The organism is Paenibacillus sp. FSL R5-0749 (genome assembly GCF_038595085.1).
GTDB lineage: Bacteria > Bacillota > Bacilli > Paenibacillales > Paenibacillaceae > Paenibacillus.
Window position 1 is genome coordinate 245,226 of sequence record NZ_CP152005.1, and the last position, 17,305, is coordinate 262,530.

Here is a 17,305-nt window from a genome sequence, read left to right on the forward strand (position 1 = left end):
GTTAATATGAGACTATGTACAAGTGAATCTACCAGATCATATGGAATGGTCTTATTCGTTCGTAGATATGGGGATGACAATCAGGAGGGAAATCATTGAGCACACATCAAATCGGAGTTCCATTGGAAGGGTTTGCAGAGTTTAGTCGTACGGTTGCCGCTGAAGGAGCCGTTTTACTCAAAAATGAAGGGCAAGTGCTTCCACTTCGTGAAAACGAAAACGTTTCAGTTTTTGGACGAATTCAAGTGAATTATTATCGCAGCGGCACGGGTTCAGGCGGTAGTGTACATGTAGCCTACACAACCAATCTGCTCGATGGTCTGCGCAGCAAAAAGAATATAACGGTGAACGAAGAGCTGGCAGCTGTCTATGAGAAGTGGATTGAAGAGAATCCATTTGATGATGGCGGAAAAGTATGGGCGGCCGAGCCATGGAATCAGAAAGAAATGCCTTTGACGGATGAACTGGTTGCACAGGCAAGAAGCAAATCCAGCAAAGCCATTATCGTAATTGGACGTACAGCAGGAGAAGATCAGGATAATGCGGATGCGCCAGGAAGTTACCAACTGACCGAAGATGAGAAAGCGATGCTGAAGCAAGTCACTGCGCAGTTTGAACATACAATCGTAGTGCTGAATGTCTCGAATATCATCGACATGAGCTGGTTAAACGAAACGTATCTACATCCAATCCAAGGCGTAATTTACTCCTGGCATGGCGGTATGGAGGGTGGGAACGCGATTGCTGATGTGCTGGCGGGCGACGTTACACCAAGCGGTAAACTGACAGATACGATTGCATATTCCATCGAAGATTATCCTTCGACAAGCAACTACGGCAATGAGTTCAAGAACCTGTATCAGGAAGATATCTATGTAGGTTATCGTTATTTCGAAACGTTTCGACCTGAGCGTGTTCAGTTTGAATTCGGTTACGGCCTGTCTTATACGACGTTTTTGGCCCAGCATGAAGAAGCGAAATCTGTGTCCAAAGACGGCGAAACCTACATTGAAGTTTGTGTCAATGTGACCAACTCAGGTACAACATATGCGGGCAAAGAGGTTGTACAAGTCTATTATGAAGCACCACAAGGCAAACTGGGACAACCGGTGAAGGCTTTGGTTGCTTTTGGCAAGACAGGATTGTTACAGCCGGGTGAGTCAGAAATTCTGACGATCAGCTTCCCGATCCATGACATGGCATCCTACGATGATGCGGGTGTTACAGGTCATGCTTCCGCATACGTTCTGGAAGAAGGCACATATCGACTGCATGTAGGAACCAGTGTGAAACAAGTGCAGCACGTTAGCATCGATGGCCAGGATGGATATGTGATTGAATCCCTTCAATTGGTGGAGCAGCTGCAAGAAGCGATGGCCCCAACGGAAGATTTTACACGGATGAAACCAGGTGCGCGCAAGGAAGATGGATCATATGAACTGACTTATGCAGAAGTACCGAAACGTAAGATATCCATGGCGAACCGGATCGAGCAGAATCTCCCGCAAACGCTGGAGCAGACGGGGAACCAGGGCCACAAGCTGAGTGACGTTAAAGCTGGCAAAGTGAGTCTGGAAGCCTTCATCGCTCAATTGAATGATCAGGATCTGGCAGCGATTGTCCGTGGCGAAGGCATGAGCAGTCCACTCGTTACTTCGGGAACGGCATCTGCATTTGGGGGTGTCAGCGACAGCCTGTTCAACTACGGTATTCCGGTAGCATGTACGGCAGATGGCCCGTCCGGTATTCGTATGGACAGTGGAGAGAAAGCAACCCAGGTATCCATTGGTACGTTGCTTGCGGCGACATGGAACAAGGAGCTTGTTGAAGAGTTGTATGTGATGGAAGGACAGGAACTGCTCAGAAATCAGGTGGATACCCTGCTCGGACCTGGTCTGAATATCCGCCGGAGCCCGCTTAATGGTCGGAACTTTGAGTACTTCTCTGAAGATCCACTGATCTCGGGTGTATTTGCCGCAGCGTGTACGAAAGGTATTATGAAGGGTGGTTCCAATGCCACACTGAAACACTTTGCCTGCAACAACCAGGAGAAACACCGCAGTAAAGTGGATGCTGTTGTCTCCGAACGTGCACTGCGTGAAATTTACCTGAAAGGGTTCGAAATCGCTGTAAAAGAAGGCGGAGCGAACTCCATTATGACCTCCTACAACCCGATTAACGGACACTGGGCGGCATCGAACTACGACCTGAATACCACAATTTTGCGCGGCGAGTGGAATTTTGAGGGTATCGTCATGACCGACTGGTGGGCCATTATGAACGATGTGACCGAAGGTGGAGAAGCGGATCGCAAATACACGAACTGGATGATTCGTGCGCAGAATGATCTCTACATGGTTGTACCGAACTACGGCGCAGAGATCAACGGCTGGGACGATAACACGATTGAATCCTTGGAAAATGGAACATTGACTCGCGGAGAACTGCAACGCTCGGCAATCAACATCTGCAGATTCATCATGAATGCACCGGTGTCCGATAGAAAACACGAGATCGTGGAGAACGTAGCTTCGTTCCAAGCGAATGCCTCCCTATCGGCTGCACAGGCCCAGGTTCTGGTTGAGAATGCACAGGTGAAACCTGCGGTAGCTGAACCGGTTTATATGAAAGTGGACGAGCCTGGCCATTATCGGATTATTGTACAGATCATGTCCCCTGAGCCGGAACTGGCTCAAAGTGCATGTAACCTGCTCCTGAATGACCAGTTGGTAACCACCATTCAAACGAATGGTACGGAAGGCAAATGGATCAGACAGAAGCTTGTCAAAGTAGACCTTGAAGCAGGACTGTATGAATTGAAACTGGACTTCACCAAACCAGGTCTCCAGATTGATTGGATCGAATTCAAGCAGGTGTAGAGATAATCAGAAATATCTTGTGATAGCAGCAATCATAAGATTGTTCTTCATCCAAAGCAGAATACGTGGGTACATGACAAAGGACACTGCTCGCGGTGTCCTTTGTTGTAACACGGAATAGCTGCTGTTATGATAGTGTTATGGGATTTTGGAGTTCTGAACAATGGGGTCAGGGGTGTTGCGAAGAATGAGAAATTATAATTTTATGAGTCCGATCCTGTTAGTTGTGGTGGCGCTGATTGTAAGAGGTCTGGTGACTAACCTGGGCGTTCTTTTTGGCTTATCACAAGAAGTGGCAAGTAATATTGCCATGATTGCCATGATCATTGCGGCACTGATTATGTTTAATCGAATGACGAAGGCTCGGCGTAAAAAATAGAAAAGCTCGGATAATCTTAAGTTTATCCGAGACATGAAGACACCCTAAGGGTGTCTTTTTTTGTATTGACGTTCTGAACCTAACGTTTTAGACTATTGCTAATTGATAATAACATTGTAAATAACAAAAATAACAAAAATAACAAAATGATTCAACGAAGCACTTAAAATACGTTGCACTCTCTATTTGCTAACCCATTCCGGTCCCCCAAAGGAGAATCCATTCATGAAGATCATTGCGGACAAACAATTTATCTTTCAGGAAGGTCAGCCTTTTCAGAGCAGTCATGCGTCCACGGTTGCTGTGTTACCAGATGGTGATCTGCTGGTTGCTTGGTTTGCAGGTCAGCATGAGAAGGCGAGTGATGTAGCGATTTGGCTCGCAAGGCAGAGTGGTAACGGAGCGTGGTCTGTTCCATGCAAAGTTGCAGATGAGGAAGGTATAGCTCACTGGAACCCGGTGCTATATGCACAGAATGATTCACTGATGCTCTTTTATAAAGTAGGGCATGAAATTACGGACTGGCATACCCGCTTCATTCAATCAGTAGACGGTGGGTACACGTGGACAGCTTCTCGGGAGCTGGTGCCCGGAGATATTGGTGGCCGTGGGCCGGTTCGGAACAAACCTATTCAGTTGGCGGATGGAACAATACTGGCTCCTGCATCGATTGAACGATTGGACCCTGAGGTATCAGGCAAGCAGATCTGGGAGTCATTTGTCGATATCTCTACAGATCACGGGGGAACATGGACGAAGAGTGCGCATGTGCCGATGGATCTGTCCACCTATGTTGGGTCTGAGCATTGGTTTGCCAAGGGGCTGATCCAGCCTGCATTATGGTCTTCTGGTGGAGAGCGCGTTCACATGCTTCTGCGCAGTACGGAAGGGTTTATTTATCGCAGTGATTCGCTAGATGGTGGACGCACATGGTGCGAAGCTTACGCTACAGAACTACCCAATAACAATAGTGGGATTGATGCCATACGCATGGAGTATGGCTTGCTTGCGCTTGTCTACAATCCAATCCGTGGATACACAACGGAGAGTCCTCGAACTCCGCTGGTGATTACTTTTTCAAGGGACAATGGTCAGACCTGGAGTGATGAATATGTGCTGGAGAATGAACCGGGGGAATACTCGTATCCGGCAATCGTATCCAAGGGGAAGGTTCTATATGTCACCTATACGTGGAAAAGGGATCGGATTGCATGTTGGAAGCTGACCGTCACTCATAACGATGAAGAAGGGCCGCAGGAGCGCTGATGATGCACTTTGTCGGTCCTATATGTCATGGAGAGATGCCATGTACCCATACAATAATGTTCATGGATGGTGGAACGGTCAGATGAGAAAGAGGGCTAACCATTTCCAATGTGCGCATGTCCTACGAATACGTATCATCCCTACATTTTATATGAAAGAAGGGAGTGAACTTTATGAGCAGACAGCCTGTATTGGAAGTCATTGCTGTGGATGTGGAAGATGCCAAGGCAGCTGAGGAGGGAGGCGCCGATCGGATTGAGCTGGTGTCTGCGATGTCTGAAGGGGGACTTACCCCCAGTTATGGCGTTATGGCGCATGTGTTGTCCCAGGTATCCATTCCGGTGTATGTGATGATTCGTCCCCATAGCCGCTCGTTCCGCTATAGTGCAGATGACATGCACGCCATGACCCGCGATGTTCGGGTGGCGAAGGAACTGGGAGCCGCTGGCATCGTAATCGGCGCCCTCACGGGAGATGGTGAAGTAGATCTCCTCAGCTTGCAATCATGTATGGCTGAAGCTGAGGGTATGGGCGTTACGTTTCATCGTGCAATTGATGTGAGCGCAAGTCTGACTGAGGCGCTCAAGGCCATTAACACATTGGACAATGTGGAGCGTGTGCTTACATCGGGAGGGAAACGGACAGCACCTGAAGCCATACTGGAGCTGAAACAGCTTCAGAATTTGGGGCAAACCTTGAACATCGCTGTCATGGCAGGGTCGGGAGTTACTTTAGAGGGAATTGAAACGTTAGTGAGTCAGACGGGCATCACGGAGATCCATATGGGATCAGGTGTACGCCGTGAAGGAAGCTTTGACCATCCCGCAGATTCGAAGCTTATCGCTCAAGCCAAGCAGCAGTTATTACAGGCATCACTGCCATTTATGGACAGTAATGCGTAATGCAATCCGTAACGGCCCAAAAAGCAAGGGTGGTCCAGTGACATAGAAATGCACGAAATAAAAGGAGGGATAACACCATGAACCAGGACATGCAAGCAGCCGAATGGATCAAGTTCGCAGCAGAGGTCAGCCCATCCGAACGCCAGTTGAAATGGCAGGAGATGGAGTTTTACGCGTTTATTCATTTTACGGTAAATACATTCACGGATCGGGAATGGGGCACTGGGGAGGAAGAACCGTTGATCTTCAATCCTTCTGAACTAAGCGCAGCGCAATGGGTGCAGGCGTGCAAGGCTGCCGGGATGAAGGGGCTGATTTTGACGTGTAAGCATCATGATGGATTTTGTTTGTGGCCAAGCCAGTATACAGCGCATACGGTCGCGGCCAGTCCATGGAGGAACGGTGCGGGTGATTTGGTTCGGGAAGTCGCCGATGCCTGCCGTGAGGGTGGATTGAAGTTCGGCGTGTACCTGTCTCCTTGGGATCGGCATGAAGCCACTTATGGAGATTCCGAGAGGTATAACGAGTTTTTCCTCCATCAGTTACGTGAGCTGCTTACGAATTATGGCGATATCTTCTGTGTATGGTTCGATGGCGCGTGTGGTGAGGGTCCGAATGGCAAAAGGCAGGTCTATGACTGGGACGCCTATTATGCGCTTATTCGTGAACTTCAGCCCGATGCTGTCATCTCGGTATGTGGACCGGATGTTCGTTGGTGCGGCAATGAGGCGGGGCATACACGGGAATCGGAATGGAGCGTTGTGCCCGCGCATATGCAGGATAATGAGAAGATTCAGGAGCAATCGCAGCAGGTGGATGATGGCGAGTTTGCCACAAGGATCAATACACAGGACCGTGATTTGGGAAGCCGAGAGGTCATTCGTTCCCAAGGTGAGCAATTGATCTGGTACCCTGCTGAGGTGAATACCTCGATTCGCCCGGGATGGTTCTATCATGCAAGTGAGGATGATCAGGTCAAAACATTGGAAGAACTGCTCGCCGTCTATTACGGCGCAGTGGGAGGCAATGCGACCTTTTTGCTCAATCTGCCACCGGATACGCGTGGTCTCATTCATGAACGGGATGTAGAGCGACTACAGGAATTAGGAGATTCGCTACGTACCATTTTTCAGGAAAATTTGGCCTTGCAGGCGCTGGTAAAAGCATCGGAGACGATGGATGAACAACATGCCGTATCAGAGGTGCTGACGGAACGACGGGATACGTATTGGTGTCCTCATGAAAGAACGGAGCAGGCTTGGATCGAGCTGGATTTGCAGGAGGAAACGACGTTTGACCGGGTGGTGCTGATGGAACATATCGAGACAGGCCAACGGATTGAGCGTTTTACACTGGAGTCACAGAGGGCAGATGGGGGTTGGGAGGCGTTCTACACGGGGACTGTGGTGGGGTATAAACGAATTTGCTGTTTCCCCCAGGTCACATTAAGAAGGATGCGATTAACCATTCATGAATCCAGATGGTATCCTACGTTGTCCGGGTTAGGCATATATCTGAGCGAGCAGGGAGGGATGCCAAATGCCGCTGCTAACGTATAAAGGTTCACAATTCATGTATGATGGCGAGCCCATTCGGATTTTGTCGGGTGCCATTCATTATTTTAGAGTGGTCCCCGAATATTGGGAGGATCGGCTACTCAAGTTGAAAGCCTGCGGCTTCAACACAGTAGAAACGTATGTGCCGTGGAATGTTCATGAGCCGCAGCCGGGGCAGTATTGTTTTGAAGGCATGGCTGATCTGGAACGTTTTATTCGTATTGCGGGAGATGTGGGTCTGCATGTGATTGTACGCCCAAGTCCTTATATATGTGCGGAGTGGGAGTTTGGCGGATTACCTTCCTGGCTGCTTGCAGCTGATGATGTCCGTCTTCGGTGTAATGATGTAACATTTCTGGCGAATGTGGATCGTTATTATGATGTGCTTTTGCCCAAATTGAAACCCCTTCTTAGCACGCATGGTGGGCCGATCATCGCGATGCAAATTGAAAATGAGTACGGCAGTTTCGGCAATGACGCGAGTTATCTGCAATATTTACGGGATGGCATGGTAGAGCGGGGGATGGATGTGTTGTTATTTACCTCTGACGGACCGACAGACCCTATGTTGCAAGCAGGTTCGGTGTCAGGGCATCTGGCTACAGTTAACTTTGGATCAGGGACGCAAGGAGCGTTCGCCAAGCTGCGTGAATATCAGGCAGAAGAACCTTTGATGTGCATGGAGTATTGGAACGGCTGGTTCGATCATTGGGGTGAGTCGCATCATACCCGGGAAGCCGCAGATGTAGCAGATGTATTTGAAGAGATGCTTCGGGCAGGTGCTTCGGTTAATTTTTACATGTTCCACGGGGGAACGAACTTTGGATTTTATAACGGAGCGAACTGTCAGCAGAAAGATCAATATGAACCCACCATTACAAGTTACGATTACGATTCACTGCTCAGTGAATCCGGGGAGCCAACAGCAAAATTCCATGCCGTACGTGATCTTATTGCTCGGTATAGCGATGAAGATCTGGGTGAGCTCGTGTTGCCAGAATCGAAGGGGACATTCGCCTATGGGCGCGTGGAGTTGAACCAGCAGGCGTTATTACTGCCACAGTTGGACCGGATATCAGCCCCGGTGCAACGCACGAGTCCGGAACCGATGGAGAAACTGGGTCAGGATTATGGATTTATTTGTTATCAAACCCGAATATCCGGGCCTAGGGAGCGACAGGAATTGGCGGTTCAGGAGGTGCGTGACCGTGCACTTGTGTTTGTTGATGGGCAATTTCAGGGCGTGCTGGAACGGGGGAATACAGCAGTATCGATTTCGTTTGAAGTGCCGCCAGAGGGCGCAGATCTATTGATCCTTGTTGAAAATATGGGGCGAATCAACTATGGCCCGTATTTGAGAGATCCAAAGGGGATTACGGAGGGAGTGCGACATGGCTTTCAATTTTTATTCGATTGGACGATTCATTGTCTGCCTTTAACCGACCTGTCGTGTCTAAAATTTAGCGAGAAATTTTCGGCAGGGGATGAAGAAGGAGAGAGAGTGGGGGGAGGGCCAGCCTTTTACCAGGGAAGTTTTCAAGTAACGGGTGTAAGAGATACTTTTCTGCGTCTGGATAACTGGACCAAAGGTGTTGCCTTTGTAAACGGATTCAATCTGGGTCGCTACTGGAATAAAGGACCGCAAAAAACATTATACGTACCTGCGCCACTCCTTCGCGAAGGTGAGAATGAAATTACTGTATTTGAACTCCACGAGACGGCTGATCTGGCCGTTACGTTCGTGGATACACCGGATTTGGACTAGGAAAAGGAAAATAGGTGAGCCATACGATTATTGGCAATTGTCGTGTCTGCCGGAAAAAGGTATACGTTGGGTATGGACAGCAACTACAGGAGAGGATGAGGAAAAATGAAAGTTGGACTCAGCACCTACAGTCTGCAACAAGCACTGGATCGTAAAGAATTAACCGTACCGGATGCCATTCGCTGGATCGCTGATCAGGGCGGGGAACATGTGGAGATTGTACCGATGGGATTCAGTCTGATCGAACATCCGGAGTTGATTGATGAGATTAAAGCTGTGGCAAACGAGGTCGGGATCGATATTTCCAATTATGCTATCGGCGCTAACTTTGCTGTACAGGAGGACGCCGAAGCATTAGAGCAAGAGATCCAGAATGTGATGCGACATGTGGATGTGGCTGCTGCTTTGGGTGTAAAACTGATGCGGCATGACGTGGCTTTCCGTCCCTCACCGGAAGGAACCGTAGCACAGTTCGAGATCGACCTGCCTGTACTGGTGAAGGCTTGTCAGCGGATAGCCGATTATGCAGCGGATTTTGGGATTACAACAAGTGTGGAGAACCATGGGTACTATGTGCAGTCGAGTGAGCGAATTCAACGTTTGCTCCACGAAACGGCGCGGAATAACTTCAAAACCACCCTGGATGTCGGGAATTTCCTCTGTGTGGATGAAGATCCGGTGAGTGCTGTGAAAAATAATATTCCGTACGCGTCGATTGTGCATGCCAAAGACTTCTATTGGAGACCTTCCTACCGGAACCCCGGTGAAGGCTGGTTCCAAACCTCGCATGGCAATTACCTGCGCGGTGCCATTGTGGGCCATGGCGATATCAACATGCCTGAAGTTATCCGTGTGTTAAAACAATCCGGGTATGACGGATATATCTCGGTCGAATTTGAAGGCATGGAGGATTGCAAAACTGCCTCACGCATTGCCATGGATAACGTCCGCCGCCTATGGGAAGAGGCATAGGGCTGAGTGCTTGTTTTAAATGAATAAAATTGAATCAAATTCTAAAGAAGGCGTGGGTAACAGAGGGGAAGCTTGGAACTGTAGGAGCGTTAGCGACCGCCTTTGTCTGCGGATATTTCAACTGCTAGAGCGGTCAAAAAAAGAAATTTGCAGACAACAGCGGCCGAAAGTCCAAGCATTCACCGTCGTTACGTTAAGCCGAATATTATAATTTCTTGAGTCAATTCATATGAAAACGATGGAGGAATCAACACTATGTCCAAATTGAAAGTCGCCGTCATCGGTGCCGGATCCATATCCGATTGCCACTTGCAAGCCTATGCCAGTAATCCTGACGTTGAGATATACGCTATCTGCGACCTGAATGCAGAACGTGCCGCAGAAGTGGCGAAGCAATATAATGCACCTCATGTGTTTACCGATTACAAAGAATTGCTCGCACTGCCCGAGATCCATTCCGTCAGCATCTGTACATGGAACGACTCCCATGCCGAGATTAGCATTGCTGCGCTGGACGCGGGAAAAAACGTGTTATGTGAAAAACCACTCTGCCAGACGGTGGAGGATGCCCTCGAGGTAGAGAAGGCCGTTCATCGCAGTGGGAAGCTGCTGCAGGTTGGTTTTGTTCGCCGCTATAGTGACAATGCACAGATTCTGAAGAGGTTCATCGACGAGGGTGAACTGGGCGAGATCTATTATGCCAAAGCCTCCAGTCTGCGTCGTTTGGGCAACCCGGGTGGCTGGTTCTCGGATATCAACCGCTCCGGCGGCGGACCACTAATCGATATCGGGGTGCATGTAATCGACATTTGCTGGTATCTGATGGGCAGACCGAAGGTGAAATCCGTCTCCGCTAACGTGTCCAATCGATTGGGGAACCGCTCGAACATTAACAATCTGTCGTTCTACAAAGCGGCGGACTATGACGCGCAGCAGAATACTGTTGAGGATATGGCAAATGCCCTGATTCGTTTCGAGAATGGTACGAGCCTGCTCGTGGAGGTCAGCTTCACGCTCCATGCCAAAGCAGATGAGACTTCGGTCAAGCTATATGGTGACAAAGGCGGTGCCGAGCTGGAGCCGGAAATTTCGATTATTGGCGAGAAATTCAACACCATTTTAAACATGACCCCACAGGTGGATTTCAAATCATTCGACTTTATGGGCTCGTTCCGCAATGAAATCAACCATTTTATCGATAGTACACAGGGCCGCAAAGAAACACTTAGCCCAGTTGAGGATGGTGTCGAAGTAATGAAAATGCTCTGTGCCATCTACGAATCAGCCCGTCTGGGACGCGAAATTTCGTTGTAAATAGTGGTATTGTATCGCGTGGATGTGGGTGCTCCATGTAGCTACTTCACGTTGATACTTAATTACTCCCATGGCATTAAAGGTTATGAGCATTTCGCTCCCTTCTCAATGAAAAGCTCCACTCCGGGCGAGATTCGGAGTCGTCCTATCCGCTTGCATTTGGAGCAGAGAGCAGGGTAGGGAGCGAGTGCTAACGAATCTGATCCGTCTTATTTAAGGATATGGAGCGCGAGCAGAAACCTAAAGAACCTGAGACACCCTATATAAGAATAAACAGCAGTTTGCAGCATTATTATCAGCTAATTCCGGGAAATAACGTGTCTAAAGTTCCTTACGATTTAAAAAGAGGATCAAAAGGCTGAATAAGGCGCCCTGAGTTCCTTAGAAAATTTCCTGCCGATTCGCGAAGGTCAGCCAGTTTATATTCCTCTGGAGTCAAGCGAAGAATGTGGGATTCATAGGAATTGAAGATGGCACCGCAATCGAAATAACAGAGTTACTACGCCCCATAATAGTTAAACGTAGCGTTTACGCCAAAACGGAGAGTGCAGAACCAATCTGAAGAAGCGGAGCGCTCGCCTTTATCCCCGGATTTTCCCTCTAGGAAAATAATCAAAAAATCTGGGGATAACAGCGATCGAAAGATGGTACTGCACTCGGAGTGACCAGGCGTAACATGCAAGGTTTATCTTTTATTCTAATCCGAGGAGATGAATCAGGATGAGCGAAACCAAAGAAACCGTACTGGAGCAGGAAGAGCAGATTGTTGAAGCCGGGGTGCACAATTTTAGCAAAGAGGAAGAGTGGATCAGACCGGAGGATCCGCTGCTGAATGAACGGCTGGAGTGGTTCAAGGATCAGAAGCTGGGGCTGATGATGCATTGGGGACCGTATTCCCAGCTTGGTCTCGTCGAGTCCTGGGCGCTGAGTGATGAGGATGGCGATTGGTCGCGTGATGACATCGACTGGACGGATGACATGGAAGACTTCAAACGGGAATACTTCGATCTCAACAAAACCTTCAATCCGATTCGTTTCCAGCCTGAGGAATGGGCGCAGATGGCGGCAGATAATGGGTTCAAATACTTCCTGTTCACCACCAAGCACCATGACGGATTTTGCATGTGGGATACCAAAACGACGGATTACCGGATTACGGGCAAAGACACCCCTTTTCATACCCATAAGTACGCGGACATCTGTCGAGCATTATTTGACGCTTTTCGGGCTAAAGGGCTGGGCATCTCAGCGTATTTCTCCAAAGCGGACTGGCATACCCCGTATTACTGGGCACCCGGTATGGAACGTGGGCGCCATATGTGGCGCGGTCCCTCGTATGATCCCCATAAGTATCCATGGCTGTGGGAACAATTCGTAGAGTTCACACATGAGCAGATCATGGAGCTACTGACGAATTACGGACGGATCGAGTGTCTGTGGCTGGATGCCGGCTGGGTGCGCGAAGGTCGCCATGGGCAGGATATCAGGCTTGGAGAAGTTGTGGAACGTGCACGTCAGACCACACAACCGTGGCTCCTGTCCGCAGATCGCACCGTGGGTGGGCCGTATGAGAATATCGTTACCCCCGAGCAGACCATACCGGAACATCCGATGAACATTCCATGGGAGAGCTGTATTACCGTGGGCAACTCCTTTGCCTTCGGATTCGATGATCAGTATAAAACGGGAAGACAGCTGGCACATATTCTACTCGAAGTCGTGTCCAAGGGTGGTAACCTGGCGCTGAATGTAGGACCACAACCCGATGGGCGTCTGCCCAAAGGGGCAATTCGAGGCATCAAGGGCCTCGGTGAATGGCTGGGTACTCATGGAGAAGGGGTCTATGGAACCCGGATCTGCGGGCCATATTTTACGAAAGATTGGGCCTTCACGCAGAAGGAAGAGATCAACACCGTATATGCCTTCCGTTTATACCGAAACGAACATGAGAGCGTACAACCACAGCTAGTCATTCCTTATCTGGAAAAGGTAGAGCGGGTCGAACTCATCGGTAGCAATGACGTACTTACGTATCAGCATACGGAAGACGGACTTCTCGTGGAACTTCCACAATCGGTTACAACCAGTGCATTACCCATCACACATACGTTCAGATTGATCACAAGCGCATAGAGATTGTTCCAGTGTGTTCCCCTTCTCGGTGCTGAATCGGTAACTTTTTGAACATGCATGTACAGAACGCCATGTCAATTCCGGGGGAGATCTAACCACCTCCGGGATTTTTTTATTCATACATAAGGAACATAAATTCCACCCAAAACAGCTCGTAATCGCTTGCTATACAAGGGTTTATGGAATAAAGAGAAGTCGGAGAAAATTGCAAATTGATAAAAGTTTACCGTGCGATGTACTATCAAATCAAGAAAGCGCTACCTGATATGAATGTTTACATCAATTATGTTTTACAAGGAAATAAGATCAGGAAAAAGGATGTTTAAGGGATGTAAATGTAATGTATTATTACACTTGAGGTGTAGAAGGAGTGACGCAAATGAGTCGAGTTACGGAAAGCATACCCGCTAAGTTGGAACTCCAGCAGAGGAAACATGTGGAGCCCAAGCGGCAGCATCCATTCATCAAAAGCCTCAAGAAGCACTGGGAGCTCTACCTGCTCGTGCTGCCTCCCGTGTTGTATCTGTTGATCTTCAAGTACATCCCTATGGTGGGTGTCCAGATCGCCTTCAAGGACTTCAGTGTAGTCAAAGGAATCTGGGGAAGCCCCTGGGTTGGTTTCAAACACTTCGAAGCCTTCTTCCAGTCTCCAAACTTCTGGCTGTTGATCAAGAACACGATAGGCATCAGTTTCTATTCCTTAATTGCGGGTTTCCCCATTCCAATCCTGCTGGCGCTGGCGCTGAATGAGATTCGTACGGGTTACTTCAAGAAGACCGTGCAGATGGTCACTTACGCTCCGCATTTTATCTCCACCGTTGTCATGGTATCCATTATCATTCTGATGCTCTCCCCACATGTGGGCGTGGTAGACAAGCTGTTCACACTGCTCGGCTTCCCAATGACCAACTTCATGGGCATTCCGGAATACTTCAAATCGATCTACGTTTGGTCAGGTGTGTGGCAGGGAATGGGATATTCATCCATCATATATATCGCAGCTCTTGCTGGTGTTGACCCATCTCTGTATGAAGCAGCGAAGATGGACGGCGCATCAAGACTTCGGAAAATCTGGCACATTGACCTTCCAACACTCGTTCCAGTCACCGTCATCATGCTGATTCTGAGTCTGGGCAGCATTATGGGCGTGGGCTTCGAGAAAATATACCTAATGCAGAATCCGCTCAACACAAGCGCTTCAGAGGTCATCTCCACGTATGTGTACAAGGTGGGTCTGATTGGTGCGAATTTCAGTTTCTCCTCGGCAGTAGGGTTATTCAACTCCATTATCAACCTGATTCTGCTGGTTATCGTCAACGGCATATCGCGCAAAGTATCCCAGAACAGCTTGTGGTAAAGGAGGAGCTTATTCATGTTCAACCTGATTAATCGGAACCGGATCAAGGACCCGCTTGGTGACCGCATTTTTATGACACTTAACTATATCTTTCTGTTTGCCATACTGCTAACGGTGTTTTATCCGCTCTTGTATATCATCAGTTCTTCGTTCAGCTCTTCACGGGCCGTCACATCCGGTCAGGTGTGGCTGTTCCCGGTCGATTTTAACATCAAGGCATATATCTCCATATTCAAAAGCCAACAGCTGATGCTCGGTTTCTACAACACGATCATCTACACCGTGGTGGGCACGTTCATTAACGTGGCACTGACCGTCATGCTGGCGTATCCCTTGTCACGCAAGTCATTCTATGGACGAGGTGCCATTATCATTTTCATGATGATCACGATGTTCTTTGATGGCGGTCTGATTCCCACCTATCTCCTGATGAAGGACTTGCACCTGCTGGATACACGTTGGGCGATGTGGTTGCCCGGGGCGCTCGCGGTGTTCCAAGTCATTGTAGCAAGGACGTTCTTCCAATCTTCCATTCCGGAAGAGCTTGGAGAGGCCGCAGAGATGGATGGTTGCCGGGATATCCGGTATCTGATCAGCGTGGTTCTTCCTTTATCAAAGCCTATTCTGGCGGTCATGACACTCATGTATGCCGTAGGTCACTGGAATGCGTACTTTGATGCACTGATCTACCTGCGTTCTGAGAAATTGTTCCCTCTCCAGTACGTGCTGCGCAATCTGCTTATCCTGAACGCGGCTGATCCGGCGATGCTTGCCAATACCAGCCAACAGTTGCGGGATCAAGGGTTTGAGCAGGTGTTGAAATATGCACTGATCGTTGTCGCGAGTATCCCCATTCTGATCATGTATCCATTTGTACAGAAGCATTTTGTTAAAGGAGTCATGGTTGGTTCCCTCAAAGGTTAATCCTTGTGAGTTAAGCCCGGTTGCCTCTTGAAAGGAGGTGGAAGGAACACGCCGGCTTCCGGGAGTGATTGGATACGTGTGCACTACAACCAATGGTTTGCCGTTATGAACAAAAAGGAGGAGTCAGATTGAGAAAATCTTGGATTTCGATGTTGTTTCTGGTCTTTGCTTCGATGGCTTTGTTGTCCGCATGTAGTTCATCCGAGGAATCGGGTGGAAGTAGCGACGGTAGCGGGGAGAGCGGCGGTCCTGTAACCATGACCTTCTTTGCTCCGCAAGGCAAAGCGTCCATGGAAGAGAATGAATTTACCCAATTTATCGAAGACAAGTTCGACGTTACCCTAAAATGGGATCTGGCCCCTACAGACGCCTTGCAGGATCGCAGACAATTGCTGCTGGCCAGTGGTGATTATCCGGAAGTGTTTCTTCACGGCAAGTTCACCACTTCAGACCTTCAAACCTATGGAAAACAGGGCGTGTTCCTTCCGCTACAAGATCTGATTAAGGAGTATGGTCCGAACCTGACCAAGATTATGGAAGAGAAGCCATATTTCAAAGAAGCCATTACAGCACCGGATGGCAACATCTATGCACTGCCGATCTTCAATGAATGTTACCACTGTACGTATGCACAGAAATACTGGATCAACACAGAGTGGCTCGATAATCTGGGTCTGAAAATGCCAACAACAACCGATGAACTGTATACCGTTCTGAAGGCGTTTAAGACACAGGATCCCAACGGTAACGGGAAAGCGGACGAGATTCCACTTACGGGTGCACCGAACAAGTATGTATGGAATGGCAACATTGATGCCTATCTGATGAATAGTTTCATATACAATGACAACGACAAATACCTGATCGTGAACGATGGCAAGGTGAGTTTTGCCGCCAATCAGGAAGGATGGAAGAAAGGGCTGGAGTACATGAACAAGCTGTATGCAGATGGCCTGATTGATCCAGCTTCCTTCACGCAGAACGATCAGGCGATTGGACAACTGGGCAACAAAGAAGGCGATGAGGTGGTCGGCTCCATTACAACGGCGCTGGTCAGCTATCTCGTAAATACCTATGACAAAGACATCACTCGTCACCAGCACTGGGATATTGTCCCTCCATTGAAAGGGCCGGATGGCGTGCAGACAACAGGCGCCACGCAGAGCGTCGGTGAGTTTGAGTTTGCCATTACCAACAAAGCGACAGAAGCACAGCAGATTGCAGCCATCAAAATTGTGGACTACATGTTCAGTGAAGAAGGTGCACTATACGCGGAGTATGGACCAACCGAAGGCAAGGGCTGGAAAAAGGCAGATGCCGATGAGAAAAACATCAATGGCGAGCCTGCCAAATATAGTTACTACAACCTGCCTGAGCGTGATCCAAACGTTGTTGTGAATGAGAGCTGGTCACAGATCGGAGCGCATGACTTGTCCAACACATTCCGTAATCTGTTTGCCGAAGGGCAGAACCCTTTGGAAGCAGAGGGTTATGGTACACGTCTGGCTCAAGCTACCAATGTGTATGAACCCTATGCACCAAAAGAAGTATATCCTGCGAACGTGTTTATCCGTCCAGAGGATACGGAATCAGCTGCACAATTGACTACGGCCATCAAGGATTATGTGCAGACGAATATGGCACAGTTCATTATCGGTAGCAAGAGCATTGATAAGGAATGGGATGCATATGTCAAAGGTTTTGATGGTCTTGGGCTGAGTAATTACCTTGAGATCTACCAGCGCGCCATCGAGAAGAATCAATAATTGTTGAAGGATTCCATATAGAGGCTGTCCCGTCTGTCACCCGTGACCGGGACAGTCTTCTCCTATGACAACCCCACGTCATCCGATATAAT

12 protein-coding genes are annotated in these 17,305 nt (G+C 48.7%); all 12 read left to right on the forward strand.

What is annotated here, in order from left to right; all coding sequences use genetic code 11:
* Positions 1 to 95: 95 nt before the first annotated feature.
* The 12 genes from MKY85_RS01150 (at position 96) to MKY85_RS01205 (ending at position 17,213) form a co-directional block, all read left to right on the forward strand.
* Entirely contained in the window at positions 96 to 2,879 is a 2,784-nt protein-coding gene (locus MKY85_RS01150; RefSeq protein WP_342571585.1) for a glycoside hydrolase family 3 C-terminal domain-containing protein, read from the forward strand.
* A 187-nt stretch (positions 2,880 to 3,066) separates the two neighbouring features.
* Positions 3,067 to 3,258: a hypothetical protein gene (locus MKY85_RS01155; RefSeq protein WP_339239064.1), complete on the forward strand. Its 192-nt coding sequence runs from the start codon at positions 3,067 to 3,069 to the stop codon at positions 3,256 to 3,258.
* A 225-nt stretch (positions 3,259 to 3,483) separates the two neighbouring features.
* Complete coding sequence (locus MKY85_RS01160) at positions 3,484 to 4,524, forward strand: sialidase family protein (protein ID WP_342571586.1); 1,041 nt, start codon at positions 3,484 to 3,486, stop codon at positions 4,522 to 4,524.
* Positions 4,525 to 4,697: 173 nt separating this feature from the next.
* Entirely contained in the window at positions 4,698 to 5,426 is a 729-nt protein-coding gene (locus tag MKY85_RS01165) for a copper homeostasis protein CutC (RefSeq protein WP_342571587.1), read from the forward strand.
* Positions 5,427 to 5,503: 77 nt separating this feature from the next.
* Positions 5,504 to 6,985 carry an alpha-L-fucosidase gene (locus MKY85_RS01170; RefSeq protein ID WP_342571588.1) on the forward strand — a complete coding sequence of 494 codons (1,482 nt, stop codon included), beginning with the start codon at positions 5,504 to 5,506 and terminating at the stop codon, positions 6,983 to 6,985.
* Positions 6,966 to 8,747 carry a beta-galactosidase gene (locus tag MKY85_RS01175; RefSeq protein ID WP_342571589.1) on the forward strand — a complete coding sequence of 594 codons (1,782 nt, stop codon included), beginning with the start codon at positions 6,966 to 6,968 and terminating at the stop codon, positions 8,745 to 8,747. The genes MKY85_RS01170 and MKY85_RS01175 overlap by 20 nt, the downstream gene beginning before the upstream one ends.
* A 105-nt stretch (positions 8,748 to 8,852) precedes the next feature.
* A complete protein-coding gene (locus tag MKY85_RS01180; protein ID WP_342571590.1) occupies positions 8,853 to 9,719 on the forward strand; it encodes a sugar phosphate isomerase/epimerase in 867 nt (288 codons plus the stop codon).
* A 255-nt stretch (positions 9,720 to 9,974) separates the two neighbouring features.
* Positions 9,975 to 11,033 (forward strand): Gfo/Idh/MocA family oxidoreductase, encoded by a 1,059-nt coding sequence (locus MKY85_RS01185; RefSeq protein WP_342571591.1) that lies wholly within the window; start codon positions 9,975 to 9,977, stop codon positions 11,031 to 11,033.
* 720 nt (positions 11,034 to 11,753) lie between these two features.
* On the forward strand, positions 11,754 to 13,166 hold the full coding sequence (locus MKY85_RS01190) for an alpha-L-fucosidase (protein WP_342571592.1): 1,413 nt from the start codon (positions 11,754 to 11,756) through the stop codon (positions 13,164 to 13,166).
* Positions 13,167 to 13,545: 379 nt separating this feature from the next.
* Complete coding sequence (locus tag MKY85_RS01195; protein ID WP_339239074.1) at positions 13,546 to 14,523, forward strand: ABC transporter permease subunit; 978 nt, start codon at positions 13,546 to 13,548, stop codon at positions 14,521 to 14,523.
* 15 nt (positions 14,524 to 14,538) lie between these two features.
* Positions 14,539 to 15,447 carry a carbohydrate ABC transporter permease gene (locus tag MKY85_RS01200; protein ID WP_339239075.1) on the forward strand — a complete coding sequence of 303 codons (909 nt, stop codon included), beginning with the start codon at positions 14,539 to 14,541 and terminating at the stop codon, positions 15,445 to 15,447.
* 128 nt (positions 15,448 to 15,575) lie between these two features.
* The gene (locus MKY85_RS01205) at positions 15,576 to 17,213 is read left to right on the forward strand and encodes an ABC transporter substrate-binding protein (RefSeq protein ID WP_339239076.1); all 1,638 of its coding nucleotides are present in this window, start codon (positions 15,576 to 15,578) and stop codon (positions 17,211 to 17,213) included.
* Positions 17,214 to 17,305: the final 92 nt, after the last annotated feature.